This window comes from Longimicrobium sp. (genome assembly GCF_036387355.1).
In the GTDB taxonomy this organism is placed as follows: domain Bacteria; phylum Gemmatimonadota; class Gemmatimonadetes; order Longimicrobiales; family Longimicrobiaceae; genus Longimicrobium.
Genome location: NZ_DASVTX010000027.1, coordinates 1 through 25,398, shown reverse-complemented (window position 1 = coordinate 25,398; position 25,398 = coordinate 1). Strand labels below are relative to the sequence as shown.

The window sequence follows — 25,398 nt, the reverse complement described above, 5'->3', positions numbered from 1 at the left end:
TCTGTTCGACACGCGCGAGGCCAAGATGAACGCCACGCGCGCCCTGATCGCCCGCATTCACGGCCAGCTTCCGCGCGTGTTCAGCCGCGTGCGACCGGACTCGCTGGTGCTGGAGGCGGCGGCGGCGTACCGGGAGCGGTCCAGCCCGCCCGCCTGGTACGAGCCGCCCGCGGTAGACGGGTCGCGCCCCGGCAAGTACGTGCTGAACCTGAATGGCGCAGAGGGGAGCCCGCGGATGGACATCTCCTCGTCCGTCACGCACGAGGCCTGGCCGGGGCACCACCTGCAGATCGTGTGGACGGGGCGGCGGCCGGACCAGCACCCCGCGCTGCGCCTGCTGAGCACGGGCGCCTTCGTGGAGGGCTGGGGGATGTACGCCGAGCGGCTGGCGTACGAGGCGGGGCTGGTGGATGACGAGTTGCTGCGGGCGGGGCTGCTGGCGCACCTGGTGGACGCGCTGGTGGGGATGGAGATCGATCCGTCGCTGCACGTCTTCGGAATGAGCCGCGCGGCGGCGGTGGATTCCATGACGGCGATCTCCATTCGCCCGCGCGCGCAGGCGGAGAGCTACGCCGACCGGCACGCCGCCACGCCGGGGCAGATCGTGACGTACATGACGGGGTACCTGGAGATCGTCGCCCTGCGCGACGAGGCACGCGCCGCGCTGGGGGACCGGTTTGACCTGCGCGCCTTTCACGACGTGGTGCTGAACGACGGCGCGCTTCCCCTCCCCATGCTGCGCGCCAAGGTGCGCCGCTGGATCACCGACCGCCGCGCCGGGTGACCGCTCCGCTTCGCCAGGATGAAGAGGACGGCGCGAGGGCCGCGTCCTTACACTTTCCTTACGGGATTTTTATCCGCCGCTGACCCTTTCCGGGCCGCGGCGGGCTACATTCCTCCATCGTCCCCGAACCACGTTTTCCGCCCGCATCGCGCCTCCTGATGTCCACACGCCGCGCACTGGACCGCATGGCTCGCGGGCCCGCCGCCACGGGTGCCCTGCTGGCGCTCGCGCTGCTGCTCTCGTGCGCGGTGGCGTACCAGGCGTACCGGGCGGCGCGGGCCCAGCGCGCCGCCACCGAGCGCCTGCTGCGCGACCACGCCGCGTACGCCGCCGCGGAGTTCGTCCGGCGTGCCGAGGCCACGCTGCACGCCGGCTTCATCACCCTGAACTACTCGCCCACCGCCACCGTGGAGGGCCGCCCGGAGAGCACGCCGCTGATGGACGCCGCCGTGTACCGGCGCACCGTTCGCGAGCAGGACACCTGGTGCGAGTGCCTGGCCCGGGCCGAGGGCTTCTTTCGAATGACGATGCGCGACGGATCGCTCCAGGTGGCCGGCGCAGCCCTGGATGGCGCGACGGAGCGCTGGGTGCGCACGGAGGTGGACGCCTCCGTGCAGCGCCTGGTCCGGTCGCCGCGCGACGCCAGCGTGAACCTGTACGGCAGCGCGGAGGGGCGCTACGGCCCGTCGGAGTACCAGATGCGGATCGGGCAGTCCGTGGGACGATGGCGCGTGATCGCGGGCCGCACCCGGACGCTGCTGTACACCGTGGCGTTCGACGACGCGGACCGGCCCCGCGCCGTCTACGGCCTGGCAGATGACGCCACCGCCGTGACCACGCCCGTCTTTGCGCGGGTCGCGGGGCGGGTGCCGCTGCTTCCCGCTTCCGTGCTGCGCGGCGTTCCCAACGATTCGCTGCTCGTCGTCACCGTCCGCGGGCCCGGGGGCGTGCTGTTCCGCACGGGACGCGCCGACCGCACCGCGCCGGCCGCCGAGGAACCGTTCACGGGCGAGTTCGCGGGCCTGGTGGCGCGCGTGGAGCTGCGCCCCGGCGCCGTGGGCCGCCTGGTGGAAGGCGGGCTTCCGGCCTCTCCCCTCCCGCTCCTGCTCGGCCTGCTGTCGCTCACCGCCGCCACCGTGGGGATCGCCTTTGCGCAGATGCGTCGGCAGCAGGAACTTGCCCGCCTGCGCGCGGACTTCGTTTCCGGCGTGTCGCACGAGCTGCGGACGCCGCTCACGCAGATCCGCATGTTCAGCGAGCTGCTCCTGGGCGGCAGGCTGCGCACGGAAGAGGAGCGCGGCCGCTCGCTGCGCCTGATTGACCGGGAGGCGCGGCGGCTCTCGTACCTGGTGGAGAACGTGCTGGACTTCAGCCGCGGCGCGCGCGGAACGCTGGCCGTGGCGCCGCGGCCGGTGCGGGTGGCATCCGCCGTGGCGGAAATCGTGGAGGAGTTCGCCCCGGTGGCGCACGCGCGGCGGATGCAGGTCGTCACCCGCGGCGAGGCGGACGCGGTGGCGGCGCTGGACCGCGGCGGGTTCCGGCAGATCCTGCTCAACTTCCTGGAAAACGCCGTCAAGTACGGCCCGCCGGGGCAGACCGTCGCCGTCGCGGTGGAGCGCGCGGCGAACGCGGTCCGTGTCTCCGTGCGCGATTCCGGGCCGGGCCTTCCGGCCGGGGAGCGCGAGCGCATCTGGGAGGCGTACCACCGTCTGGACCGCGACATCGACCGCGTGGTGGGCGGGAGCGGCATCGGGCTGCACGTGGTGCGCGAACTGGTGGGCAGGCACGGCGGCCGTGCCTGGGTGCAGGAGGCGGAGGGCGGCGGCGCGCACTTCACCGCCGAGTTCCCGGCCGTGGAGGTGGGGGCGGAGGAGGAGGCGGGATCGATGGCGGAGGGGGCCGGCCGATGAAGCGCGTGCTGATCGTGGAGGACGATCCCGACCTGGCGTTCGGGCTGCGCACCACGCTGGAGATCGAGGGCTACGCCGCGGCGGTGGCGGAGGATGGACTGGAGGGGCTGCGCCGTGCCCGGGAAGAGCGGCCGGACCTCGTGATCCTGGACCTGATGCTCCCCGGGATGGACGGCTACCGCGTGCTGCGGTCGCTGCGCGCGGACGGAATCCGCGTCCCCGTGCTCATTCTGACCGCGCGCGGCGAAGAAGCCGACAAGGTGCTCGGCTTTCGCAGCGGCGCGGATGACTACGTCACCAAGCCGTTCGGGCTGCTGGAGCTGCTGGCGCGGGTGGAGGCCCTGCTGCGCCGCGCGGGCGGCGACCCCGTGGGGGAAAAGGCGCCGGACCGCTTCGGCGGCGTGGAGGTGAACCGCGACGCGCGGACGGTGACGCGCCACGGCGAGCCCGTCGCGCTGGCGCCGCGCGAGTTCGACCTGCTGGTGGCGCTGTACGACCGCGCGGGCGGCGTAGCCTCGCGGCACGACCTGCTGCGCGAGGTGTGGGGGCACCGCGCAGCCGTCCTCACGCGGACGGTCGACATCCACGTCGCCGAGCTGCGGCGCAAGCTGGAAGACAACCCCGCCGAGCCGCGCCACATCCTCACCGTGTGGAAGAAAGGCTACCGCCTGCAGCGCTGACGCGGTCCATCGTCCGGGCGGGAATCCGCCGTCAATGGCCTTACAACTCGCGAACAACCTCCGTACCGCATCCCCGCCATCGCCCCTCCCCGGCCGGGTAGACTGGATGTGCCTCGTGCGACGAGGCCCGCGCACGCCGCGGTTCCCCGCATCCGCATCCGACCGATGAACAGAACGCCGCTCTTCCGCGCCGCACTCGCCGCGGCTCTGTCCCTCTCCGCCGACGCTTACGGCCAGGGTCCGCGCCCGGCTGGGCCTGCCCTTCCCGCCACCGCTTCCGGCGCGCTCGCCGGACGGCTGGTGGACGCCGTCAACAGCCCCGACACCGCGGCCATCACCCGCGCGGTGGACGCGGCGAGGCCCTCCGCATGGCAGCGGGACGAGGTGCTCGCCACCCTGCGCGGCCTGCGCGACCAGGGCGGCGGCGTCACCCTTGGCGAAACCCGCACGACGCCGGCCGGTTCCGCCATCGTGCAGCTGTGGGCGCGGCGGGCGGATGCGGGCGTGGAACTGCTCGTCGGGGCCGATACGGCCGCGCCCGGGCGCCTGGCCCGATTCTCCCTGCGGGCGTCGCTGCGGCCCGGCGGCACGATCCGCCCGCTTCCCCGCACCCGGATGGAGGAAGGCGAACTCGTGCGCGCTCTGGATGACGAGCTGCGCCGGCTGGCCGCGGCGGACCGGTTTTCCGGCGTGGTGCTCATCGGGCGCGGCGACCGCATCGTGTACCAGGGCGCGTTCGGCACCGAGAACCTGGCGACGCGCACGCCCATCACCCCCGCGAGCCGGTTTCACATCGCGTCCATGGGCAAGATGTTCACGAGCGTCGCCATCGCGCAGCTGATCCAGCAGGGGCGGCTCTCGCTGGACGACACGCTCGGCGCGCTGCTGCCGGAGGAGCCGTGGACGCCCCAGGCGCGCGGCATCACCGTGCGGCAGCTGCTCTCGCACCGCGCGGGGCTGGGCGGCCTGTTCGACCGTGCTGGCTTCCGCGAGAACTACGTCTACGCGACCTCGGCGGAGCTGCTGCCGATCTTTGCCTCGCTGCCGCTGGCCTCCGCGCCGGGCGAGCGGTACGCGTACAGCAACGAGGGATTCGAGACGCTGGGCGCCGTCGTGGAAAGGCTCACGGGGATGCGGCGCAACGAGTACGTCGCGCGCAACGTCTTTGCGCCGTCACAGATGCGGGAGATCCGTGTGGATGCGCTGGCGGACACGCTGGACCGCCGGGTGTTTCCGCAGACCCATGCCGAGGGCGACGTGCTGGGGCTGCGGCCGCGCGTGATGGTTCCACGCGGAATCAGCGGAGGGGGCGCGGGGGGCGGCCACGCGACGGCGGAAGACATGTTCCGCTTCGGGCGCGCGCTGCTGGGCGGGCGGCTGGTGAACCGCGGCCTGGTGGACCAGTTCACCGGTGCGGCGGACGCGCCGGAGCAGGGACAGCGCTACGTGTTCGGCTTCGAGGTGCGCAGGGTGAATGGACGCACGGTGTTCGGGCACAGCGGAGGGGGGCCGCGCGGCGTGGCCATCTGCGACCAGAGCGACTACTTCGCCGACGGAAGCTGGACGGTGATCGTGCTGAGCAACTACGACGCCCCCTTCTGCGCCGACCTCAAGGACGAGATCGTGGACGTGCTCACATATCAGTAGCGGATACGGGCGAAGAGCGGGGCGGCGCATAAGAGCGCAGCCCCGGGACTCCTATGCCGCAACGTCGCGGATCCGCATGGACTTCACCTCGCCTGTCTCTACATCGACGTCGAGCGTCTTGTAGACGCGGGGCAGAACCCGCACGTCGGAGCTCAGCGACGCGGCGAAGGTGTTTTCGCGGATGGCCGGCTCCAGCCAGCCCAGCGTGATCTCCCAATACCGCTCGTCGCTGGAAAGCTGCACCTCCTCCAGCCTCAGGTGGCGCAACTCCCCCTGTGGATAAAGCTCGCTCACCCACTGATGCGCGTGGTGCACGGCTTCTTTCACGGTCAGCATCTCGCCCCGCCCTCGGTGGTCAGTGAAGGATCGTGTCACCAATATCGGATATGCGTGAACCGATCCACAAGCGATATCTCCCGCCACCGCACGGACATGAACGGGGCGGCGCCGGGACTCCGCGCCGCCCTGCTGCTGAAACAGCGAAATTGCACAGGAACAGAGAACTGCCAGAGATGCAGAGGAACCATCCGCCGTCCTCTGTTCCTCTGGCCTTTCTCTGTTCCTCTGTACCTTTACGTCTTTTCCGTCGGCGCTGGCCCCGCGCCGGACTCGTTACGACCGCGCCGACTACATCCCCAGAAACTCCCGCCACGCGTCCGACTCCGCGACGCGCTTCAGTTCCGCGTTGTGCACCTGGAGGAAGCGGGTCATGTAGCGCCGGAGCAGCACCCGCTCGGCGATGCGGCCCAGGATGCCGAGCGGCGCGGCGAAGCGCAGTTCATCCGTCATCACCGTTCCGCCGTCCGGCGCGGGTGCAAAGAGGTGGTCGTGCTGCATCCAGGCGAACGCGCCGCGCACCATCGTGTCCTGAAAGAACCTCGGCCGCTCAAACGCGGTGATCCTGGCCGTCAGGTGCTGCCGCACTCCCAGGTGCCGCGCCCGCCACGTCACCGTCTCGCCGAGCTCGATGAGCCCCGCCGTGCGCCCCGCGACCGCCTCCTCGCCCGTGTGCGCCAGCGACCGGCTGTGAAAGTCGATGCTGCGCGCCAGATCGAACACGCGCTCCATCGGCGCGGCGATCCGCGTTTCCTGCGTGATGATGATCATCGGTGGGAAGGGCCCCGAATGGGTGTCCGGCTCACACGGAGAGCGTCTGCAGAGCCGCGAAGGTGGCGACAAACGCCGTCGCACTCGTCGCCTGCACAGCCCAGGGGCAGCGGGCGTGAGAGGTCAGCTGCCAGCAGTTCCAGAGTGAACCGGCGGCGCACAGGGTGGGAGGCACCGCAGCCACCCAGAACAACCAGTCTGGACCGGGGCCGGGCTTCGCGGTGGCCATGACTAGCCAGATCAGGCCAGCGACAAGGCCGCTCACAGCGAGGAGCGCCGCGTTCACGCCCAGCAGCACCCAGCGGACGATCGGCCCGACCCGGATCCCGCGGAAGGCGCCGCTCACCCGCGTCGCCGCCGCACCCCGTTCCTGGCGCCGGCCGAACGCGGCTTCCAGCGGCGACCCGTTCATCCCGCGCTCTCCACGATCAGACGTCCGGGCGAGGCGACCGCCGTGGCCAGCACGTCCTCCGTGTCCCCCGCGCGGAGTGCGCGGCGGTAGGCGCCGGGCGACGTGCCGGTCCAGCGCCGGAACGCGGTGCTGAACGCCGCCTCGGAGCCGTAGCCGAGCATGTGCGCAATGCGGCTCACGCGCGTGGTGCCTTCGCGCAGCAGCGCCTTGGCGCGGTGGGTGCGCCATCCCGCCAGGTACGCGACCGGCGGCTCGCCCACCGTCTGCGAGAAGCGGGCGGCGAACTGCGACCGCGACAGCCCCACGGCACGGCCCAGCGACTCCACCGTCCACGGCATCTCGGGATTGCGGTGGATGAGCGCCAGCGCGGCCGCCACGGTCGGATCGCGCAGGGCGCCCACCCACCCGCGCGCGCCGTCCGGCAGCGCCGCCAAGTGCGCCCGCACCGCCTGCACGAACAGGATGTCGGCCAGCCGCGACATCACCATCTCCGCGCCGGGCCGCCCGGCGGTGGACTCGCACTCCATGGCGGAAAGGAACGTCGTGAGCCACGGATGCGACTCGGCGTCCCGCATGGAGACGTGGATCACCGCGGGGAGCGCGGAAAGCAGCGGATGCTCGGGGCCGGCGGCAAACCGAAAGCCGCCACAGAGAAAGCGGGCCTCCTCGCCGTCCGTCCCCACGCGCACCGCCCCCGGCGTATCCGACCGCGCCACGAGGTCGGCCACCGGTGTACCCCGCGCGGGGAGCGATCCGCGCACCACGTGACCCGTGCCGCCGGGGAGCACGACGAGGTCGCCCGGGCCCAGGTGCAGCGGCGCGCCGCCATGGCCTTCCAGCACGCAGCGGCCGTGCGACACCAGGTGAAATCCCGCCATCTCCGAACGCGGGTACTCCACCGCCCAGGCGCCGCGCATCTCGAACCGGCTGTACAGCGCACTCTGCACTCGCAGGTCGTCCAGCAGTTCGGTCACCAGATCCACGGGAGCCCTCCGGACGCACAGAAAAGAAAACCCGACGATCCAGCATAGATCGTCCACGCCCTGTACGATACACTTCCGGCATGCGGTTCACAACCACGCCATCCGGGAGCACAACGATGTCCATCGTCATCACCACCCCCACGGGCCAGATCGGCGGCCAGGTCGCCTCCACCCTCATCGCTGCCGGCGCGGACGTGCGCCTGCTGGCGCGTGACGCAGCCCGCCTGCCGGACGCCCTGCGCGGCGCCGCGGAAGTGCGCGAGGGCTCGCTGCAGGACGCCGCGTTTCTCCGCGATGCGCTTACCGGCGCGTCCGCGCTCTTTCTGCTGATCCCGCCCGACCTGAGCGCGGCGGACTGGGCGGCGTCGCAGCTCGGCATCGGCAGGGCGGCCGCGGATGCGGTTCGGGCGAACGGCATCCAGCGCGTGGTGCTGGTTTCCAGCCAGGGCGCCGACCGTGACGACCTGTTCGCCATCTCGCACGTGGGGCAGGTAGAGCGGATGCTGCAGGCCGTCGCGCCCAACGTGGTGAGCCTGCGCGCGGGGTTCTTTTTCGAGAACTTCCTGTCCGCGGTGCCCACGATTGCCGGCCACGGCGCCATCTACATGCGCCTCGCCCCGGAGGCGCGCACGGCGATGGTGGCCACGCGCGACATCGCCGCGACCGCCGCGCGGTACCTGCAGGAAACCACGTGGACGGGGCACCACGCGGTAGGCGTGGACGGCCCGGCCGACCTGTCGTTCGCGGAGGCGGCCGCGGCGATCGGGCGGGCGCTGGGGAGCGACGTGCGGTACGTGCAGGCCACGCGCGAGCAGACGATTGGCGCGCTGCTGGGCGCGGGCGCGAGCGAGCACGTCGCCACGGAGTACACGGCCATGTTCGAGGCCATGGAGGCGTCCGGCTTCGCCCGCCTCCCCCGCACCGCCGAGTCCACCACCCCGACGACGCTGGAGCAGTGGGCCGCGGAAGTGCTCGCCCCCGCGGTCCGATCGGCGGCACTCGTACCGGCTTGACCCGTCAGAGGGTGGGAAAAGCGCCGGAGTCTGAGGATCATCCTGAAGGAGCAGCGCGCCGGACTCTCCGCGCACGCCGCATTCGGTGCGACTGAAGGATCCCGGGCCGAAACGTCCGCCGCGCCGCCGGCCGGCGCGGCGTGCTCCAGCCTCTCCCCGCAGCGTCCGAGCGCGGCGCGCAACCGGGCGTGCATCGGAAGCGGTGGCGCGGGATTCTTCGGTCGGCGCCAGAGTCTGGTGTGACAGACGGTGCGGCGCAGCGCCTCGCTCAGAATGACACTCGAAGTCCGAGCCGGGTGAGGAATCCCGGTGCGGCGGATGTGCTGAATCCTGGTGCGCCTGATGGCAGTTCGCGCGGCCGGCGCCGCCTGGGGCGGCACCTCCGCGCCACCGGTATCCTGCCGCCCACCTCGGCGCCGGGGCGTCATTCTGAAGGAGCGTGCGCCGCGCTTTCCCCGGCACCGCGTTCATGCGCGACTGAAGAATCCCGGACCGAAGCGTCAGCCGAACCGCTGGCCGGCGCGGCGGGCTCCAGCCTCTCCCGCCGCACCCGCAGCGTCCGAGGGCGGCGCGCAACCGGGCGTGCATGGGATGCGGTGGCGCGGGATTCTTCGGTCGGCGCCAGAGTCCGGTGTGACGGACGGTGCGGCGGCGCGCCTCTCTGAATCGAAACTACCGCCTCTGTGGAACCATTCGAGAGCACCGACCTTGCTTTGCCAGCGCCACACAAACACCTACAGCTCCCTGCCCAGTTTCATCCGCCACATGGTCGGCCGAAGGCTGGTGGAAGACTCAGGATGACACTCGCCGGCTCAGGCCACCAGCTCTCAATATGCTCTGACGCAGAAAGGCCCCGGCGCACCCGCCGGGGCCTCTCTCGTTCAAGACATACGTCGTCAGACGCGGCGGCGCGGAATTTACGTCCGACTTCACCTCGTATTTCTCCAGATCCGCCTAGCTCAGTGCCAGGACGGGGCCGCCAGAGCGCATCATTGCAGGACCGCGCAGGTTTCCAGGAGTTTCGTGCGATCACCCTCACGGCAGTCCACGTACTGAAGTGAGCGCATCAGCAGCTGCAGGTCAGCCGAACGTAGATAGATAGGAGTTAGAACGGTGTAATCCCTCTCCCTGTGGAGCATGTGCGCCATATTGAACTCCTCCATGCAGATCTTGGAGCGGAGATAGTCCGGCGAGTAGAACGCAATCACCCGGCGCGCCTTCTCGAGAGCATCAAAGATCTTCGACTGCCACGGCTGGCCAGCCTCCAAGCAGAGCTTGTCAACGAAGATGCGGACGCCAGGCTTCGCTTCGCGTAACGCCTGAACCCAGGACATGACATCGTCGACGTCTTGGTGCGAGTAGCTGACGAAATAATCGTACTCGTCCGATGGGCGCGCCCGGTTTTCAAGTTGATCTACGTTCTCCAAAGATGAGCCGGCGTGCGCGACAAAGACGTGCCGCAGGCGCTCTGCCTCTTCCGCCGAGTAGACGATAATCTTCACCGTCTCGAGCGGGAGACCATTGCGAAGCCAGAAGAGGCTTGCATCGAGCATGCAATTCAGCATCAACTCCGGGTCGTATCGCTGGTCTCCGGATGCAAGCAAGGGAGTCGCGATACTGCGAATCCGCAACTCACTGGTGGTCAACGGGGCGATCGCGCGGAAGACGTCTCCCACAGTCTCGGGCGGCGTACCGCGGCTGGCTGGCTCAAAGCATAAAATCCGGCGAAAGCCGACATCCGGCTGCTCGTCCGAAACATCCCGGGAAACCCAGCAAGAGGATGTATCCCGCAGATCAAACTCTTTTTTCGCTGCGAGTTGCGCAACCGACAGCCCGATCCTGTCCAGCGCGCCAATCAGCGATGTGCGCGTGGGTACGTAGTCTTCGGGGAACGCAGAAACGATCAGCATATCCACCGCCTCTGTCGGAGGGATGGCGGAGAGATCGCCCTGGTAGAGCCGGATATATCGCGGGGTTCCCGAATGATGAACGACACAGGTTTCAAGCAGTTTCATTGATGCATTCCATGAGGGAGAAGAAGCGACCCGTAGTGTGGGTTCCGGCCGCGCAAGTGTCGGACAGGTCGGCTTGGCATCGGCGCTCCTCCGCAACGGAGCCGGGAGCGGCACCGCCTCCTGGGATCCTGCGTGCCTCGCGCTTGCCGCGGCGCACGAGTTGGTGGCGTACGCGGCGGCAATCAGGGCTCAGGCGCGCTTAGCCCCGCTTCCAAGAGCGCCCGTTCCAATAGATCAGAGACGTCAAGCCGAAGCGCCACCTCGCGCATATAGGCCCGGTCCAGATCCTTACCCCGTACTCGCAGAACACCGAGCGCATCCAGCCATTGGCGGTCTGAAACGTGGTCTCCCAGCCGGTACCAGTGCAGCTTCTGAACAATAATGTCCTCGGGACTGGCAACGATGATCTGCCGGGACGGCTCTCCCTCCAGTTGGAAAGGCTCTCGCCGCTCCATCTCCCGACGAATCACGTCATCCGCACCGGCGACGAAGATGTCCGCCTTGAACATCGTGAAGAGGTGGATGACGTTGAAGGTGGACCTCGTGGCGACCGCATCCCGAATCGCGGACTCGTCCAGATAGAAATCCTCGCGCAACGCGTCGACGAGCGCACTGACGTGCTCCGGGCGCAGATGCGCGACGACGTCTACGTCTTGCGTGGCTCGCGGCAGACCATGCAGGGAGCTCGCGAGCGACCCACCGACGAGATACTCAATCCCGAGCTTCTCGAGTACGTTCGTGATCTGTACCGTGACTCCAATTGCCTCCTCCACGCCTCACCACCCCTGCACGTCCGGATCCCAGCCGAAGGCCTTGATCATCAGATCGCGGCCGAGGCGGAGAGCGCCGATCCGCATGCGCATCTCGTCTTCGGAGATGTCTCCGTACTGCTTGCGAATACGCGCACGCTGAAGCTGCGTCACCGCGCGGTTCAGCGATTCCACGCGGCGCAGCTTGTCCATGGGCGACATCCGGCGGTACCCCTCGATCAGGAACCGCTCGGCGTCCGCGGACGTATCGGACAGATGCGGCTTCACGCCGGAACCGCGGCTCCGGCGCCGTACGCCGGCAGCGGCACCGCGCCCGCCGTGCGCTCCTGGATGCTGCGCACCTCCCGCGTGCGGCTGCGCAGCGCGCTGATGGCGTCGGCGGCGGCGGCGGCGGCGGACATCGTGGTGATGTACGGCACGCCGTACTGAATGGCCGCGCGGCGCGTGGCGTAGTCGTCGTACTGGCTCTGCTTGCCCAGCGGCGTGTTCACCAGCAGCGACACCTCGCCCGAGATGATGTGGTCCACCATGTTGGGCCGCCCCTCGTTCACCTTGAACACGGCCTCGCACGGAACGCCGCGGGCGCGCAGGTAGCGCGCGGTGCCGCCCGTCGCCTGGATGCGGAAGCCCATGTCGTGCAGCCGCCGCGCGATGGGCGCCACCGTCGGCTTGTCGTGGTCGTTCACGGTGAGGATGACGGTGCCCTCGCGCGGCAGGTGCGTCCCCGCGCTGATCTGCGCCTTGGCGAACGCCATCCCGAAGCTGTCGTCAAAGCCCATCGCCTCGCCCGTGGACCGCATCTCCGGCCCCAGCAGCGGATCGACTTCCGGCAGCTTGTTGAAGGGAAAGACGGATTCCTTTACCGCCACCCCGTTGACGGGGATTTCGTCCGGCAGCCCGAAGTCCGCCAGCCGCTGGCCGCCCATGAGCCGCGCGGCGATCTTGGCGATGGACACGCCCGTCGCCTTGCTCACGAACGGCACCGTGCGCGAGGCGCGCGGGTTCACCTCGATCACGTACACCTGCCCCCCGAACACCGCGTACTGCACGTTGATCAGCCCCACCACGCCCAGTTCCAGCGCAAAGCGGCGGGTGTGCTCACGCATTTCCTCCACCGCCTTGTCGCTCAGCAGATACGGCGGCAGCACGCACGCCGAGTCGCCGGAGTGGATTCCGGCCTCTTCGATGTGCTGCATCACCCCGCCGATCACGACCGTCTCGCCGTCGCACAGCGCGTCCACGTCCGCCTCGAACGCGTCTTCCAGAAAGCGGTCGATGAGCACGGGGCGCTCGTGGCTCACGCTGACCGCCGTCTCGAAGTACTTCACCAGCCCGGCCTCGTCGTACACGATCATCATTCCCCGCCCTCCCAGCACGTAGCTGGGGCGCACGAGCACGGGGTAGCCGATGCGCCCGGCGATCTCCGCCGCCTGCTCCAGGCTGGTCGCCAGGCCGTTGGGCGGCTGGCGGACCCCCAGCGCGCGCGCCAGTTCCTCGAAGCGCTCGCGGTCCTCCGCCCGGTCGATGGCCTCCACGCTGGTGCCCAGGATCTTGACCCCCAGCTTCTGCAGCGGCTCCGCCAGCTTGAGCGGCGTCTGCCCGCCCAGCTGCACGATCACGCCTTCCGGCTTTTCCAGCCGAACGATCTCGATTACGTCCTCCAGCGTCAGCGGCTCAAAGTACAGCTTGTCGCTGATGTCGAAGTCGGTGCTGTTCGTCTCGGGGTTGCTGTTGACCATGATGGTCTCCCACCCCGCGTCGCGCAGCGCCAGCGCGGCCTGCACGCAGCAGTAGTCGAACTCCACGCCCTGGCCGATGCGGTTGGGTCCGGAGCCCAGGATCACCACCTTGCGGCGGCCCGACGGCTCGGACTCGTTCTCGTCGGCGTAGGTGCTGTACAGGTACGGCGTTTCGGCGGGAAACTCGCCGGCGCAGGTGTCCACGCGGTTGTAGACGGGATGAATGCCCATCTCCCACCGGCGCGCGCGGACGGCGTCTTCCGCCTCGCCGCGCAGCCGGGCGAGCTGCACGTCGCTGAAGCCCATCCGCTTCATCCGGCGCATCGCGTCCGCGTCGATGTCCGGCGCGGCCGCGTAGGCGCGCTCGGCGTCCACCAGCTCGGCGAACTGGGCGACGAACCACGGATCGAAGGCCGTCAGCCGCGCGATCTCGTCGTGCGGCATGCCGGCCAGCAGCGCGCGCTTGACGTGAAACGGGCGCTCCGGCGTGGGGCGGCGCAGGGCGCGGCGGATCGTTTCCTCCGAGTCGTCTTCCAGCCGGTCGTCCTTGAGCGATCCCACGTCCCACCCGCTGCGGCCGATCTCCAGCGCGCGGATCGCCTTCTGCCACGCCTGCTTGAAGGTGCGCCCGATGGCCATCGACTCGCCGACGGCCTTCATCTGCACGCCCAGCGTGCTGTCCGCGGCGGGGAACTTCTCGAAGGCGAAGCGGGGGAACTTGACGACCACGTAGTCCAGCACCGGCTCGAACGACGCGGGAGTGGTGCGGGTGATGGCGTTCGGCAGTTCATCCAGCGTGTAGCCCACCGCCAGCTTGGCGCCAATGCGGGCGATGGGGTAACCGGTCGCCTTGGATGCAAGCGCGGAGGACCGCGACACGCGCGGGTTCATCTCCACGATGAGCATTTCACCGTTGGCGGGGTTGATCGCGAACTGCACGTTGCACCCGCCCGCCTCCACCCCGATTTCGCGGATGATGGCGATGGCCGCGTCGCGCATCTTCTGATATTCCACGTCGGACAGCGTCTGCGCCGGCGCCACGGTAACGCTGTCGCCGGTGTGCACGCCCATCGCGTCCACGTTCTCGATGGAGCAGACGATGATGACGTTGTCCGCGCCGTCGCGCACCACCTCCAGCTCGTACTCCTTCCAGCCGATGACGCTGCGATCGATCAGCACCTCGTGCACGGGGCTCAGGTCCAGCCCGCGGCGGATCATCTCCTCGAACTCCGTGCGGTTGTAGGCGATGCCCCCGCCCGTGCCGCCGAGCGTGAACGACGGGCGGATGATGGCGGGATAGCCCGTGTCGTCCACGATGCGCAGCGCGTCGTCCAGCGACCGCGCGAACCCGCCGTGCGGCAGCTTGAGCCCGATGCGCGACATGGCCTTGGCGAACTCGCTGCGGTCCTCGGCCATGCGGATGCTCTTGGCCTTGGCGCCGATCAGCTCCACGCCGTGGCGGGCCAGCGCGCCGCTGTCGTGCAGCTCCAGCGCGACGTTCAGCGCGGTCTGCCCGCCCATGGTGGGAAGGATGGCGTCGGGCTTTTCCTTTTCGATGACGCGCTCCACCCACTCGGGGGTGATGGGCTCGATGTAGGTGGCGTCGGCCAGATCGGGGTCCGTCATGATCGTGGCCGGATTGCTGTTGACCAGGATGACGCGGTACCCCTCTTCCTTGAGGGCGCGGACGGCCTGCGTGCCCGAATAGTCGAACTCGGCCGCCTGTCCGATGACGATGGGCCCGGAGCCCAGGATCAGGATGCTCTGCAGGTCGGTGCGCTTGGGCATCTATCGCGAGAGTGGGGCGTGGACTCTGTGCGAGCGCCGGCCGGTTCCAGTGAGGAACGGGCCGGCGCGCTGTACCGATGGAGCTGTCGGTCGGGGCGGGAATATAGGGCCGCGCGGCGGGCTGGGAAAGAATCGGATCGGGTCACGCCTACGCTGCCCGCCGGACCTCCATCCACCTCTCCACCGCCGCCGATGCGTCCCGCAGATCGTCCCCGAACTCCAGGACCGCCTCGGCCACGAGCGAGTCCATCGAGCGCTCCTCATCCGGAACGTGGCGAGCGAGCTTGATGGATGCCATCGCGATCGCCTCGAACGCTCCGAAACGGTCCGCCAGCAGCTCCAGCACACGCAACGGCGAAGCGACTGTGCCGCCCTGTAGTTTCGTCTTCATCACGCCCTCGATTCGGTTTGCGCCTCTCCACTCGCACGCCTAAGATGCTGGCGGTCCGTGGTCGCGAGGCAGTTCCTCGTTCCCACTGCACACATGTAGACTAATATGTCTTCACAACCGTGTCAACACATTCGTCTGCATGGAAGCGAGTCACCATGACCGGACCTGAGGAACTGCGCAAGGCAGTCGCCGACGCGCTGCAGGAAAGCGAACTGCCCCGCACCTTGGTCGCCAAGGACGCCGGGCTAGGCCGTGCCACGCTGGAATCGTGGATGTCAGGCCTGCGCAATCCCTCCGCCGAGAGTGTAAGGCAGATTGCTGCTGCGCTGGAGAAGCGAGCAGGCCGCATACAGCAAATCGCGGCGAGGCTCCGAAACCTGCTATCCAAGGACGCCTGAGCTTCGGTGCGCAGGGGAACGCGAAGCTCGACAATCAGAGTGAGCGAATACCTCCGGCCGTCCCAACCGAGAATTCTGCACCCCAAAGCTACAGCACAGATGCAGGGTGTTTGGACCGAGGGACGCGGTGCTGTCACTCAAGATGGCGCGGGTACTGAACTCGGCAGGTGATACGGTTGGCCGTCGAGTACCCGCCCGGATAGAGGTGTGCCTAGGGATTTCCTCCGGAGTTGATCATTGGATCGGGAGCCGTTAACCAGCTAAGGATTGCTTTCGGCCGAACGCTCACCAAGAATATAGTGATTTTGTCCTGTCGCTCGCCTCACCATCGCGACTCATACCTGGTAATCCAAGTGCTAGAGAATCCAATGGGGGACATGCTTGTTCTCGCCGAACGAGTTAGGAATACGATCCAGTTAGGCGAGAGCCATTTTCGTGAGTTCAAGAGTGCTTATGAGGGCAAACCGGGGGAAAAGCGCCCCCGGAAATGGGTCGATATCTGTCGGGAGGTGGGCGAGGGACTAGTAGCCTTCGCGAATGCAGATGGCGGGGAGATCCTCATCGGCGTTGAGGACGACGGAAGGATTTCTGGTGTTCCACACACAGAGGAGGATCTTCAACGCATTCTAGCCGCTCCGCAGACGCATGTGCATAGGAAGACAGCGCTTCCCCTACGGTTTGCAACGTCTCTCCAAATCGAAGGTAAATGCGTCCTGTTTTTTTCTGTGTCGAAGGGAACGCAAGGCGTATTCCAATTACCCGACGGTCGGTGCGTCCGACGTAGCGGCACCAGTACTGTACCTGAAAGCGTACAGAAGATTCTTTTCGATCAACGGGAGGCGCGCTCTCGCGCCTATGATACAGAGTTTGTCGATGGCGCTCAAGTCCATGATCTGGACCTTAGCTTGGTACAAGCTATGGCCGACGCTTACTTGCGGGGCATCACAGCGGAAAAATATCTACAGCAGATGGGACTCGCTGAGTACACGTCTGGCGGCTTGCGATTGAGGCGGGCAGCCGTTCTGTTATTTGCAAAGGATATCCACCGCTGGCACCCCCGTTGCCAAGTGCGAACGTTGAAGGTCCAAGGCACTGCGCTGAGAGCAGGTGCCGAGTACAACGTTACGTCGGACGAATTCGTCGAGGGTAACATTCTTCAGTTGCTAATCCGCTCTTGGGAAGCTCTTCGACCTTTCCTAGCGTATAAGACCGAGTTTGGATCCGACGCGCGGTTCGAACAGAAATATATCTATCCGGAGTGGGCCTGCCGGGAGGCTTTGGTGAACGCGATCGCCCACCGAGACTACAGCATTCAGCGAAGCATTGACGTGTTCATCTTCGATGACCGAATCGACGTCATGAGCCCAGGAGCGATCCTATCCACATTGACGATCGACCAACTGCTTAAGCTTGAAGGCGCACACGAGTCCCGAAATGCTCTGCTCGCACGCGTACTCCGTGAAGCCGGGAACATGCGTGAACTCGGGGAGGGGATGAAGCGCATATTTGAGTTGATGGAGCAGAGCGATCTTCGCAGTCCTGACCTAGCCACTGATGAAAATTCCTTCACCGTCACGTTATACCACCGTTCAGTATTCTCTCCGCAACAACTCACCTGGCTTGAGATGTTTGAGGGAATTCAACTCTCAAAGAATCAACAGAGAATCGTCATTGCCGGAATCGGGGGACAGGAGCTTGCGCCTGGAGATATCTACCGCGCAATGAATAGCGAAGATCGAGATACATACGATCGAGAAGTGACTTATCTTCGTACGGCGGGCGTGCTCGTTGAAATCCGAACAAACGCACAAGCTAACCAGTTAGCCAAACGAACACGCAAGCCGAAGAGTTCTATCCCGCGCTTCCGCGTGTCTGATCCTGAAATGCTAAAAGCAGCGCGTTCAACACCTGAGAGTGACAGGCGGATTGCGGTATTCAATATCCCGCTTAGTGCAACAGAGGCTGAGTTGGAGGCTGTTTTTGAGCAGTTCGGACAAATCGTGCACGTCAAGATTCCGCCACCGAAGGCGGACTTCTACAGCAAATTCGGGTTTGTAACGTTTGCGGAAGCAGGTCCCGTGCAGGCTCTCACTGAGGAGCCGATACCGTTGACGATGGGCCAGAACAAACTTCGCATAGAGACTTACAGAGAGCGTAGTTGAGAAGTGCACGATCTCTCGGGCTCGTTCGCGACATCGTGAACGCGCGCGGGATCTCGCAGGCTCAGCTCGCGCGCGATGCGGGGCTGAGCTACGCGGCGCTGCACGCGTGGATCACCGGCATCCGCTCGCTGCGGGCGGGGAGCCTGGTGCAACTGGCGGACGGGCTGGAGAGCCGGTCGGATGCGCTGCGGCAACTGGCGGCGCAGTTCCGGCGCGCGGCGGAGCGGCGGTGAATGAATCGCGCCCTCGTTACCAGCGACTCTCGCTTACCTTCTACAGCATGCCATCGAAAACGACATCACGTGTCCCCGCCCGCCGCGGCCGCAAGCGCAAGCCCCGGCTACTCGAGCTGACGATCACGCTCGCCGGAATCGAACCCTCGATCTGGCGGCGCGTCATGGTCCCGGACACCTACAGTCTGCACCAGCTTCACCGCGTGATCCAGCTGGTTTTCGGGTGGCTCGACTATCACCTGTACAGCTTCCAAGCCGGAGAGCGCCGCTTCGAGCAACCCTTGGACGGAGCGGAAGACGAGGACTCGACGGTGATCCTGCTCAGCGATCTGGAACTGGGCAAGAAGGCGCGGTTCATCTACAGATACGACTTCGGAGACAACTGGCTGCTCGAGATCATCGTGGACGACATCCACATCGTGAGCCCGTTGGATGAAAGCGATGAGCGTCTGCTGCCAAAGCTCTACGCCGGAGAACGCGCCGGGCCGCCAGAGGACTGCGGCGGACCTCACGGATACGCACACATGCTGGAGGCGATGCAAAATCCCGAACACCCCGAGCACGAGGACTACCGCCGCTGGGCGGGCAACTACGACCCCGAACAGTTCGATCTTCGGATGGTGCGCAACAATCTCGCGCTCGCTGCCGCGTGGGGCACCGTCTGACGATGGCTCCCATTGGCGCAACCGAATGTGTTGCTTGGCACTTCTCAGTTGCCGAAGCAGAGTCTTCCTCATCGGCCGACGGGCGCGCGATGCCGGGGTGAGCAACGCGGCGCTGGCCGTCGGTCTGAAGAACCGGCGGTTGCGTCGCGCCGCATAGTTCCATCTCTCGGCACAAAGAAGGAGCGCTTGCAGCCGCGGAAATCCGCACGGCCGCGGGCGCTCCTCTCACGTTCAGGGATCGCGGACCGCGTCTGTCCGCTTCGGCCGATAGCCTCTACTCCGCCGGCCGGTTCACCTGGCGCCGCCGCAGACCCCGCTTCAACACGCCGACAACGGGGTCGTCGGGATCGAATCGTTCCAGGGTGCGACAGGCAGCCTCTACCGCAGCCACGTCTCCCGCTTCGATGTGGTAGAGCCCCACGGCGTAGAGGTACGCACGAAGTTCCGAGATGTGGACGCGCTTTCTGGCGCCGAGCAGGGCGCGGATTTCGAGCGTGCCGCCCAGCGCTTCGCGTGCCGAGTCCAGATCTCCACTGGCGATGCACAGTTCCGCGTAGTTGACGCGCGCAAACAGGTACTGCGGATTCCGCCGGTAGTTCTCGCGGATGGTGACGTCCACCGCCTCTCTGTCCCCGAGCGCGGTGTACGCGGCACTCAGCCAGTTGAAGAGCATGGGCAGCGGCTCACGCTCGATCAGCGCGTGCAGTTCCGGCACCGCCGCGCGAGGATCGCTCTCTACCAGTTCATGCAGGCCGGGAAGCAGTTCGCGCGCGTGCCACGACTGGTGCATGGGGCCGTAGACGATCTCCAAAGACTGCCCCGCCGCCAGGTTGCGGCGGCGCATCTTCCGCTTCGAGGACATCGCTGCGCTCGGGCTGGGGAGGACGGCTGAAATCCGGTCGCCAATCGACTGCCTGCGCCCGCGTTCTGCAAGATATGATCGCCATCAGACCGTCGCGGCCGGATTGCCGCCGGCCAGAATCGGCCAGTACACCCTTCCGCTGAGCAGCGGATGCCCCGAAGACGCCGATTCGGCCGCCTGGCCGATGACGATGGGCCCGGAGCCCAGGATAAGGAGGCTCTGCAGGCCGGTGCGCCTGGGCATCGACGCTGAAAACGCGAAGAGCACCACACGGTCTCCACGTCCTCTTTCTTTTTCTCGCCTCCTCCGCGTGACTCCCTGCTTACCCGTCCGAATCCGTGACCGTGTAGCCGCGCGGCACGGAGAAGAGTGCGTCGTCAGGCTCGCCGGGGGTAACCGAGACGGCGGTGTAGGTGACGAGGGTGTCGTTCTCGTTCACCTCCAGCATCAGCGGCAGCCCTTCGCGCATGTCGAACTGCAGCGGAAGGGTGGCGGGCTGCTCGTTCGCGCGGTCGTTCCACTCGAAGCCGTAACGACTGGGGCGCACCTGGATGTGCTCGGCCACGCAGGCGCGGGCGGTGGCGCCGCGGCGCAGCATGAGGCTGCTCCGCACGATGTACATGCGGCATGCGTGGCCGGCGTAGGTGCCGGTTTCTTCCGTACGCTCCAGCACGGCGGGCGCGAACATCTGCCCCATCGTCTGAAGCACGTCGGCGCTCTGGTCTTCGCGGTTCAGGCTCCGCAGCCGCACGGGCGTGGCCGTGCGGGACTCCGGGTCCAGGTGAAAGAACGCCCGGTTGGCCATGCGCGCCACGATGACGCCCTCCGACATTCCGCCCTCCGTCTCCAAGCGGATTCGGCCGCCCGAACCCCACGTGACAGACTCGCGCCGCGGACCCAGCTCGGTGAACGTCACGGCGCCGTCCGTGTTGGAGCCGCCCGCGCTGGTTTCGTAGACCACGGTGCCGATGAACGCCTCCTGTGCCTCAACGCGGCTTGGGCCGCCCAGCACGGCCGGAACGGAAAGGCACAGGGCGAGAGCGGAGCGGTGAATGCTGTGCGGATGAACCCGGCGCATGCGGAGCCTCCCGGTGCATGGAGAACGGGGACGAACGGCGGTGTTCGCGGCGCCTTCAACTCCGGACGGTCCGATAAGTTCCCGCCGCCACGACCATGTCACGTGGCAGGTCGCCGCCAACGACGAAGGATGAGGACCCGGAGAGAATCATCTCCGCGTCCTCTTTCTTTCCTCCGCCTTCCCGCGTGATCAGCCGTAAATAGTACGTGCGTGGCGCCGCTGACCGGGTTGTTGGGTTCGATGCAGGTGGCGTCGGCCAGGTCCGGGTCCGTCATGATCGTGGCCGGATTGCTGTTGACCAGGATCACGCGGCACCCCTCTTCCTTGAAGGCGCGGGCGCCTGCGTGCCCGAATCGTCGAACTCCGCCGCCTGGCCGATGACGATGGGCCCGGAGCCCAGGATCAGGATGCTCTGCAGGTCGGTGCGCTTGGGCATCTACCACTGCAGCGGGGCGTGGAGTTTGTGTGAGCGCCGGCCGGTTTCAGTGAGGAACGGGCCGGCGCGCTGTGCCGATGGAGCTGTCGGTCGGGGCGGGAATCTACGCAACGTTCGTTGTTATGGCAGGACGAGCTACGCGGCCCGTCGCACCTCGGGTATCCTGAAACGGCGACCTTGCGTGTAACGATGATTCCCCGTCTTCCTTGGTGGATCCGCAACAATCAACTGATTCCCTACATCAGGATCATCCAGAAATCGCCACTCGAGATTCCGGTCAGCCATGCGTTGGTGCAGCCCTCCAGGAGTACGCCGTCTTCTCAACTCGATCTGGTTTGTGCCCTAGCCGAGTCTAATATCGTTTACAATAACGCGTTTAATGCTTACGATTATAGACCCGAGCACTGGAGGTGAGAATGGCGCGATCCAGGAATCAGATCACGTATGCGACGGCTGCTCCGGCCGCGGTGGAGGACGCTGTTGTTCAACTCGGCCGGCAAATCTCCGTTGCTCGACTCAGGCGCGGATGGCGACAGAGCGATCTGGCACAGAAAGCCGGCATCACGCGAGCGACGCTTGTAGGAATCGAGCACGGGAAGCTTGGTACGGGAATCGGGGCCTACGTAGCCGTCCTCTGGGCGCTCGGGTTGCACGATGCGGTAACGCGGATCGCAGCGCCCGAAACCGATGCGGAGGGACTCAGCCTGGAAGCCGCACGCCTCACACGACGGGCGCGTCCATCAACAGCGCTGGATGATGATTTCTGATGGCTGAGACGAACGAGTGCTTCGTCTACATCCAATTGCCCGGTACGACCGAAACGGTTGTATGCGGACGGTTCTCACGCGAAACCACTCGGGGTGGTACAACTGTCGGACGGTTTGTCTATGGCCGCAGTTACCGAGAACGCAGGGATGCCGTTCCGCTCGATCCTTTCTCGCTCCCGCTGGCGGCGACCGTTTACCAGACGGCCAAACTGGATGGAGTGTTCGGGGCGTTGCGGGATGCCGCTCCAGACGCATGGGGCCGTCGGGTGATCGAGCGTATCGCCGGGAAACCGCTGAACGAGGTCGACTTCCTCCTCGAATCACCGCAGGATCGCGCGGGTGCGCTGTCTTTTGGACGCGGTCCAATTCCACCGGCACCGGTTCGTGCGTTCAACCGGGTTCTGCAGCTGGCAGAAGTCCGCCACGCGGCGGCATTGCTGGAAGACGATCACCCGGGTGAGCCCGTGCCCGCGCAGATCCTGGACCTGCTCGACCCCGGAAGTTCGCTGGGTGGAGCCCGTCCCAAGAACGTGGTGGAGGACGAACAGGGGCTGTGGGTCGCCAAGTTCCCCGCCCGCGGCGACCGGTGGAACAACGCACCCGTGGAAGCGGCCATGCTGAGTCTGGCGAGTCGCTGCGGAATCCGCGTTCCCGAAACGCGAGTGGAGCGGGTAGGCGCCGAGTCCGTCCTGCTGGTAAAGCGGTTCGATCGCGAGTCGGCCGGAAACGAGAACGAGCCATCCTCGTACCTGCGCCACCGGATGGTGAGCGCGCTCACCGTGCTGAATGCGGAGGACACGCCCACCGACCGCCGCAATTGGTCGTACGTGCTGCTCGCTGACGAGCTTCAGCGGTGGTCGGCCCGTCCGCGGCAGGACAAGGAGGAGCTGTTCCGGCGCATGGTGCTGAACGGGTCGATCAGCAACGTAGACGACCATCCGCGCAACCACGCGCTGGTGGCTGCCACGCGGGAGTGGCGGCTCGCGCCCACGTACGACCTGACGCCGAACTCGCGGCAGGGGCAGGAGGAGCGCCGGCTGGCGATGGAGTGCGGGACCCTGGGCCGGCTGGCGACACGCGCGAACTTCCTGTCACGCGCGCCGCGGTTCGGCCTGACGGCGGACCACGCGAACGCGATCATCGACGAGATCAAGGGGATTGTCGCCCGGCACTGGCGCGCGGAAGTGCTTCGGCACGGCGGAAGCGAGCGCGACTGCACGGTGATCGAGCCCGCGTTCGCCTATCCCGGATTCGAGTACCCTCTGGGAAGCTGACCTGACGCCCTGCTCCGCTGGGGCTCGCGCCCGTGCTGCCAGCACGCTCTGTGGATGGAGCCGTCGGTCGCGGGGGAACCAGGATGGATCGCGGGCGGTCAAGAGAGCTTGCAGCACCTGCGGATGTTGCGCCGTTGGGCAGCGGTGCGGAAATGCTGGAGGCTCGATCGAGTGGTGAGCCTGCTGGCCGATATTCCTTGACAACTTGCCGCGCGGTTGCTTCTTAACGGACGAACTCGCTCCTTTCATGTTCTGGAAAGCGCGTGATTTCGTCCTAATATCCCCCACCCCTAAAAAACAGCAGACCGATGAAACTGACTGATCGAGTGTTCTGGACGCTTACGACGCTGATTGTTCTGCTGGTGCTGATAGTCGCTGTGTCCACAACAGTTCATTTAGTAGCATTGGTAAGCACTCGTACGCCACAACCGCCCACCGTAGCCCAAAACGAAGCGCTCTATGGAGAGTTCAGCAAAGGTCTACCTGCATTTGAACGCGCCGAACTGTTCAAAGCTCTCACCGAAGCGAACCTGAACGGCTACTCGGCTCAGCAACGATACGACCAAGCGCGACTGCTTGTTGCTGCCCGCACATGGCTCCGTTATACCGGTATGTTACTCGGGTGCATACTTATGACGATCGGACTGATCTACTCGATGCTGCAACTCCGGAAATATGATTCGACGCTCGAGGCTGACTCGCAACTCGTAAAGCTGAAACTCGTGTCTGCATCACCGGGGTTGATCCTTGTTGTAATCGCGGTTCTTCTGATCATGACCGCAATGGTGAGCAATTCCCCTGTCACGATCGTAGAAACAACTCCCGCAGGTGGACAGAACCAAGTTGCGCAATGACCCTAGCTCGGAACTCAGGGGTAAGAAGCAACACCGAGTACCCGATCATGTGAGTTGCGCACGATTATGCAAGTGCAGTGTCGTGGACCCTGTTGAAAAAGGCCGCCCTCTTCGGACAGCGGCGCACGGCGCGGCCGCTGGAGTCTAACTCTAACGCCGGCCGGCATCGTGAACGCGAGCGGGATTTCGCAGGCTCAGCTCGCGCGCGATGCGGGGCTGAGCTACGCGGCGCTGCACGCGTGGATCACCGGCATCCGCTTGCCGCGGCCGGGGAGCCTGGTGCAGATGGCGGACGGGTTGGAGAGCCGGTCGGATGCGCTGCGGCAACTGGCGGCGCAGCTGCGGCGCGCGGCGGAGCGAAGGTGAAATTTACCGCGACGCCGCGGAGCGAGCACCTCTCGCCGGCGTAAACGGCTGTATATGGCGCGTCATGATCGGGCGGGTACCTGCGTTCAGGCGCCACACGCCCGGGGGGCACCCGGCCGGCTCACGCGCCGCGGCTTCGCGTCCACTCCGGACCCCCTCCCTGTGATCGTTCATCCAGCCCGTTCATCATCCCCCAGCAGGAGAATCGAGAATGGCCCGCGCATTCAGCCGACGCGCCTTTCTGTCGTTCGCGATCTGTCTCGTGCTCGCCGGCTGCGGCAGCGGGGATGGGCCCACCGAACCCGCTGCGAAGACCTCCAAGCTGGACGGCGAGTGGCGGGGAAAGCTCGACAACGCCACTCTGTACCTGAGGCTGACGGAGAACGCGGCCGGAACCTTTGTGGTCGGAAACGGCAACCTTTCCGTGGTGCCCACCTTCCTGGACCTGCGGGTGGCGTCCAGCAGCTACACGCATCCGGACCTGTCGATGGTGCTCTCTTCCCCGGGATACGAGCCCCTGAACTTCACGGGCCAGCGGGTGAGCGACGACGTGATCAAGGGCAAGGTGAATGGATCCGGGTACCGCGACGCGTCGGTAACGCTTACCCGGGAGGAGTAGACGGTCCGTCCGCAGCGGAACGTCCCTACTCCGCGGCACGCGGGATGGCGGTGGCGGGTTCGGGGGGACAGGCACGCTCTCCCACCCGGGGATGACGCGCGCGGCGCGCGGACGGCTCCTTCGCGCCCGCCGGGAGCAGGCCGGCAGGATGGGCACGCCGGGATCCGCGGCGAGGCGAGGCCGGGCCGAGCGCCGCCCGCACCTCGCGGCACGGCATGCACACGAAAGGCGGGTTCGGGGTCGCCGAAGGAGCCATTGGCCAGACCGCAGCGCGCTCTTGAGGTGCACGCCGCCGGATCACAAGGGTGCGCACCGCCGACTCCCCAAACGCGCGGTGCCGCCCCGCGGGAGTGATCCCTCGCGACCCGCGGCCCCGTTCACGTCGCGCACTTTCATCCCCGCCCGCCCTCCGCTACTCTTTCCGCCGTTGCCCAGCGAACCCGCA

26 protein-coding genes and 1 pseudogene are annotated in these 25,398 nt (G+C 66.7%); 14 read left to right on the top strand and 13 right to left on the bottom strand.

Features of this window, described 5'->3' with window-relative positions:
- The 4 genes from VF665_RS01380 to VF665_RS01365 form a co-directional block, all read left to right on the top strand.
- A partial coding sequence (locus tag VF665_RS01380; RefSeq protein ID WP_331051605.1) for a DUF885 domain-containing protein occupies positions 1-784 on the top strand: 784 nt, incomplete at its 5' end.
- Between the two features lie 158 nt (positions 785-942).
- Positions 943-2,694 (top strand): HAMP domain-containing sensor histidine kinase, encoded by a 1,752-nt coding sequence (locus VF665_RS01375; protein WP_331051604.1) that lies wholly within the window; start codon positions 943-945, stop codon positions 2,692-2,694.
- Positions 2,691-3,374, top strand: coding sequence for a response regulator transcription factor (locus VF665_RS01370; protein WP_331051603.1), 684 nt, complete (start codon positions 2,691-2,693; stop codon positions 3,372-3,374). Before VF665_RS01375 ends, VF665_RS01370 begins: the two co-directional genes overlap by 4 nt.
- 165 nt (positions 3,375-3,539) lie before the next feature.
- The gene (locus tag VF665_RS01365) at positions 3,540-5,021 is read left to right on the top strand and encodes a serine hydrolase domain-containing protein (protein ID WP_331051602.1); all 1,482 of its coding nucleotides are present in this window, start codon (positions 3,540-3,542) and stop codon (positions 5,019-5,021) included.
- A 51-nt stretch (positions 5,022-5,072) separates the two neighbouring features.
- Here the strand turns inward: VF665_RS01365 and VF665_RS01360 are convergent, their stop codons facing one another.
- The 4 genes from VF665_RS01360 to VF665_RS01345 all read right to left on the bottom strand — a co-directional run bounded on the left by VF665_RS01360 (position 5,073) and on the right by VF665_RS01345 (position 7,523).
- The gene (locus tag VF665_RS01360; protein ID WP_331051601.1) at positions 5,073-5,357 is read right to left on the bottom strand and encodes a hypothetical protein; all 285 of its coding nucleotides are present in this window, start codon (positions 5,355-5,357) and stop codon (positions 5,073-5,075) included.
- Positions 5,358-5,648: 291 nt separating this feature from the next.
- A complete protein-coding gene (locus VF665_RS01355; RefSeq protein ID WP_331051600.1) occupies positions 5,649-6,128 on the bottom strand; it encodes an SRPBCC family protein in 480 nt (159 codons plus the stop codon).
- Positions 6,129-6,159: 31 nt separating this feature from the next.
- Positions 6,160-6,540, bottom strand: coding sequence for a hypothetical protein (locus VF665_RS01350; protein WP_331051599.1), 381 nt, complete (start codon positions 6,538-6,540; stop codon positions 6,160-6,162).
- Positions 6,537-7,523 (bottom strand): AraC family transcriptional regulator, encoded by a 987-nt coding sequence (locus VF665_RS01345; RefSeq protein ID WP_331051598.1) that lies wholly within the window; start codon positions 7,521-7,523, stop codon positions 6,537-6,539. The genes VF665_RS01350 and VF665_RS01345 overlap by 4 nt, the downstream gene beginning before the upstream one ends.
- Before the next feature lie 116 nt (positions 7,524-7,639).
- On the opposite strand from VF665_RS01345, the gene VF665_RS01340 reads away from it, so the two are divergent.
- Positions 7,640-8,536 (top strand): NmrA family NAD(P)-binding protein, encoded by an 897-nt coding sequence (locus VF665_RS01340; protein ID WP_331051597.1) that lies wholly within the window; start codon positions 7,640-7,642, stop codon positions 8,534-8,536.
- Positions 8,537-9,525: 989 nt separating this feature from the next.
- Here VF665_RS01340 and VF665_RS01335 read toward each other — a convergent pair.
- The 5 genes from VF665_RS01335 to VF665_RS01315 all read right to left on the bottom strand — a co-directional run bounded on the left by VF665_RS01335 (position 9,526) and on the right by VF665_RS01315 (position 15,239).
- A complete protein-coding gene (locus VF665_RS01335) occupies positions 9,526-10,551 on the bottom strand; it encodes a toll/interleukin-1 receptor domain-containing protein (protein ID WP_331051596.1) in 1,026 nt (341 codons plus the stop codon).
- A gap of 182 nt (positions 10,552-10,733) precedes the next feature.
- Positions 10,734-11,324, bottom strand: a complete 591-nt coding sequence (locus VF665_RS01330) for a hypothetical protein (protein WP_331051595.1) — start codon at positions 11,322-11,324, stop codon at positions 10,734-10,736.
- Between the two features lie 3 nt (positions 11,325-11,327).
- Positions 11,328-11,513, bottom strand: coding sequence for a hypothetical protein (locus tag VF665_RS01325; RefSeq protein ID WP_331051594.1), 186 nt, complete (start codon positions 11,511-11,513; stop codon positions 11,328-11,330).
- A gap of 71 nt (positions 11,514-11,584) precedes the next feature.
- Positions 11,585-14,848 carry a carbamoyl-phosphate synthase large subunit gene (gene carB, locus VF665_RS01320; protein WP_331051593.1) on the bottom strand — a complete coding sequence of 1,088 codons (3,264 nt, stop codon included), beginning with the start codon at positions 14,846-14,848 and terminating at the stop codon, positions 11,585-11,587.
- A 148-nt stretch (positions 14,849-14,996) separates the two neighbouring features.
- Positions 14,997-15,239, bottom strand: a complete 243-nt coding sequence (locus VF665_RS01315) for a hypothetical protein (RefSeq protein WP_331051592.1) — start codon at positions 15,237-15,239, stop codon at positions 14,997-14,999.
- A gap of 155 nt (positions 15,240-15,394) precedes the next feature.
- Between VF665_RS01315 and VF665_RS01310 the strand changes: the two genes are divergently transcribed.
- From VF665_RS01310 to VF665_RS01295, 4 genes are all read left to right on the top strand, one after another.
- Positions 15,395-15,637 carry a helix-turn-helix domain-containing protein gene (locus VF665_RS01310; protein WP_331051591.1) on the top strand — a complete coding sequence of 81 codons (243 nt, stop codon included), beginning with the start codon at positions 15,395-15,397 and terminating at the stop codon, positions 15,635-15,637.
- Between the two features lie 368 nt (positions 15,638-16,005).
- Positions 16,006-17,799 carry an ATP-binding protein gene (locus tag VF665_RS01305; protein WP_331051590.1) on the top strand — a complete coding sequence of 598 codons (1,794 nt, stop codon included), beginning with the start codon at positions 16,006-16,008 and terminating at the stop codon, positions 17,797-17,799.
- Positions 17,796-18,032, top strand: a complete 237-nt coding sequence (locus VF665_RS01300) for a helix-turn-helix transcriptional regulator (RefSeq protein WP_331051589.1) — start codon at positions 17,796-17,798, stop codon at positions 18,030-18,032. Before VF665_RS01305 ends, VF665_RS01300 begins: the two co-directional genes overlap by 4 nt.
- Complete coding sequence (locus VF665_RS01295; protein ID WP_331051588.1) at positions 18,029-18,697, top strand: plasmid pRiA4b ORF-3 family protein; 669 nt, start codon at positions 18,029-18,031, stop codon at positions 18,695-18,697. Before VF665_RS01300 ends, VF665_RS01295 begins: the two co-directional genes overlap by 4 nt.
- A 274-nt stretch (positions 18,698-18,971) precedes the next feature.
- Here VF665_RS01295 and VF665_RS01290 read toward each other — a convergent pair whose 3' ends face one another.
- The 4 genes and pseudogenes from VF665_RS01290 to VF665_RS01275 all read right to left on the bottom strand — a co-directional run.
- A complete protein-coding gene (locus VF665_RS01290) occupies positions 18,972-19,541 on the bottom strand; it encodes a hypothetical protein (RefSeq protein ID WP_331051587.1) in 570 nt (189 codons plus the stop codon).
- Between the two features lie 102 nt (positions 19,542-19,643).
- On the bottom strand, positions 19,644-19,826 hold the full coding sequence (locus VF665_RS01285) for a hypothetical protein (RefSeq protein WP_331051586.1): 183 nt from the start codon (positions 19,824-19,826) through the stop codon (positions 19,644-19,646).
- A 55-nt stretch (positions 19,827-19,881) separates the two neighbouring features.
- A complete protein-coding gene (locus VF665_RS01280) occupies positions 19,882-20,637 on the bottom strand; it encodes a hypothetical protein (protein ID WP_331051585.1) in 756 nt (251 codons plus the stop codon).
- Positions 20,638-20,861: 224 nt separating this feature from the next.
- Positions 20,862-21,073, bottom strand: a pseudogene (locus VF665_RS01275) (hypothetical protein); the annotation flags it as partial.
- A 416-nt stretch (positions 21,074-21,489) separates the two neighbouring features.
- Between VF665_RS01275 and VF665_RS25840 the strand changes: the two are divergent.
- The 5 genes from VF665_RS25840 to VF665_RS01255 all read left to right on the top strand — a co-directional run bounded on the left by VF665_RS25840 (position 21,490) and on the right by VF665_RS01255 (position 24,953).
- Positions 21,490-21,840, top strand: a complete 351-nt coding sequence (locus VF665_RS25840; protein ID WP_349263086.1) for a helix-turn-helix transcriptional regulator — start codon at positions 21,490-21,492, stop codon at positions 21,838-21,840.
- Positions 21,840-23,114, top strand: coding sequence for a HipA domain-containing protein (locus tag VF665_RS01270; protein ID WP_331051583.1), 1,275 nt, complete (start codon positions 21,840-21,842; stop codon positions 23,112-23,114). The genes VF665_RS25840 and VF665_RS01270 overlap by 1 nt, the downstream gene beginning before the upstream one ends.
- Before the next feature lie 308 nt (positions 23,115-23,422).
- Complete coding sequence (locus tag VF665_RS01265) at positions 23,423-23,968, top strand: hypothetical protein (protein WP_331051582.1); 546 nt, start codon at positions 23,423-23,425, stop codon at positions 23,966-23,968.
- 168 nt (positions 23,969-24,136) lie between these two features.
- Positions 24,137-24,334, top strand: a complete 198-nt coding sequence (locus tag VF665_RS01260) for a helix-turn-helix transcriptional regulator (protein ID WP_331051581.1) — start codon at positions 24,137-24,139, stop codon at positions 24,332-24,334.
- Positions 24,335-24,545: 211 nt separating this feature from the next.
- Complete coding sequence (locus tag VF665_RS01255; protein WP_331051580.1) at positions 24,546-24,953, top strand: hypothetical protein; 408 nt, start codon at positions 24,546-24,548, stop codon at positions 24,951-24,953.
- The last annotated feature ends 445 nt before the right edge of the window (positions 24,954-25,398 follow it).

Coding starts and splice junctions, on each gene's coding strand:
- VF665_RS01370 (WP_331051603.1), top strand. CDS start 2,691: ATGAAGCGCGTGCTGATCGTGGAGGACGATCCCGACCTGGCGTTCGGG.
- VF665_RS01270 (WP_331051583.1), top strand. CDS start 21,840: ATGGCTGAGACGAACGAGTGCTTCGTCTACATCCAATTGCCCGGTACG.
- VF665_RS01255 (WP_331051580.1), top strand. CDS start 24,546: ATGGCCCGCGCATTCAGCCGACGCGCCTTTCTGTCGTTCGCGATCTGT.
- VF665_RS01355 (WP_331051600.1), bottom strand. CDS start 6,128: ATGATCATCATCACGCAGGAAACGCGGATCGCCGCGCCGATGGAGCGC.
- VF665_RS01365 (WP_331051602.1), top strand. CDS start 3,540: ATGAACAGAACGCCGCTCTTCCGCGCCGCACTCGCCGCGGCTCTGTCC.
- VF665_RS01350 (WP_331051599.1), bottom strand. CDS start 6,540: ATGAACGGGTCGCCGCTGGAAGCCGCGTTCGGCCGGCGCCAGGAACGG.
- VF665_RS01360 (WP_331051601.1), bottom strand. CDS start 5,357: ATGCTGACCGTGAAAGAAGCCGTGCACCACGCGCATCAGTGGGTGAGC.
- VF665_RS01375 (WP_331051604.1), top strand. CDS start 943: ATGTCCACACGCCGCGCACTGGACCGCATGGCTCGCGGGCCCGCCGCC.
- VF665_RS25840 (WP_349263086.1), top strand. CDS start 21,490: ATGGCGCGATCCAGGAATCAGATCACGTATGCGACGGCTGCTCCGGCC.
- carB (WP_331051593.1), bottom strand. CDS start 14,848: ATGCCCAAGCGCACCGACCTGCAGAGCATCCTGATCCTGGGCTCCGGG.
- VF665_RS01335 (WP_331051596.1), bottom strand. CDS start 10,551: ATGAAACTGCTTGAAACCTGTGTCGTTCATCATTCGGGAACCCCGCGA.
- VF665_RS01325 (WP_331051594.1), bottom strand. CDS start 11,513: ATGGACAAGCTGCGCCGCGTGGAATCGCTGAACCGCGCGGTGACGCAG.
- VF665_RS01315 (WP_331051592.1), bottom strand. CDS start 15,239: ATGAAGACGAAACTACAGGGCGGCACAGTCGCTTCGCCGTTGCGTGTG.
- VF665_RS01280 (WP_331051585.1), bottom strand. CDS start 20,637: ATGCGCCGGGTTCATCCGCACAGCATTCACCGCTCCGCTCTCGCCCTG.
- VF665_RS01340 (WP_331051597.1), top strand. CDS start 7,640: ATGTCCATCGTCATCACCACCCCCACGGGCCAGATCGGCGGCCAGGTC.
- VF665_RS01305 (WP_331051590.1), top strand. CDS start 16,006: ATGGGGGACATGCTTGTTCTCGCCGAACGAGTTAGGAATACGATCCAG.
- VF665_RS01265 (WP_331051582.1), top strand. CDS start 23,423: ATGAAACTGACTGATCGAGTGTTCTGGACGCTTACGACGCTGATTGTT.
- VF665_RS01310 (WP_331051591.1), top strand. CDS start 15,395: ATGACCGGACCTGAGGAACTGCGCAAGGCAGTCGCCGACGCGCTGCAG.
- VF665_RS01290 (WP_331051587.1), bottom strand. CDS start 19,541: ATGCGCCGCCGCAACCTGGCGGCGGGGCAGTCTTTGGAGATCGTCTAC.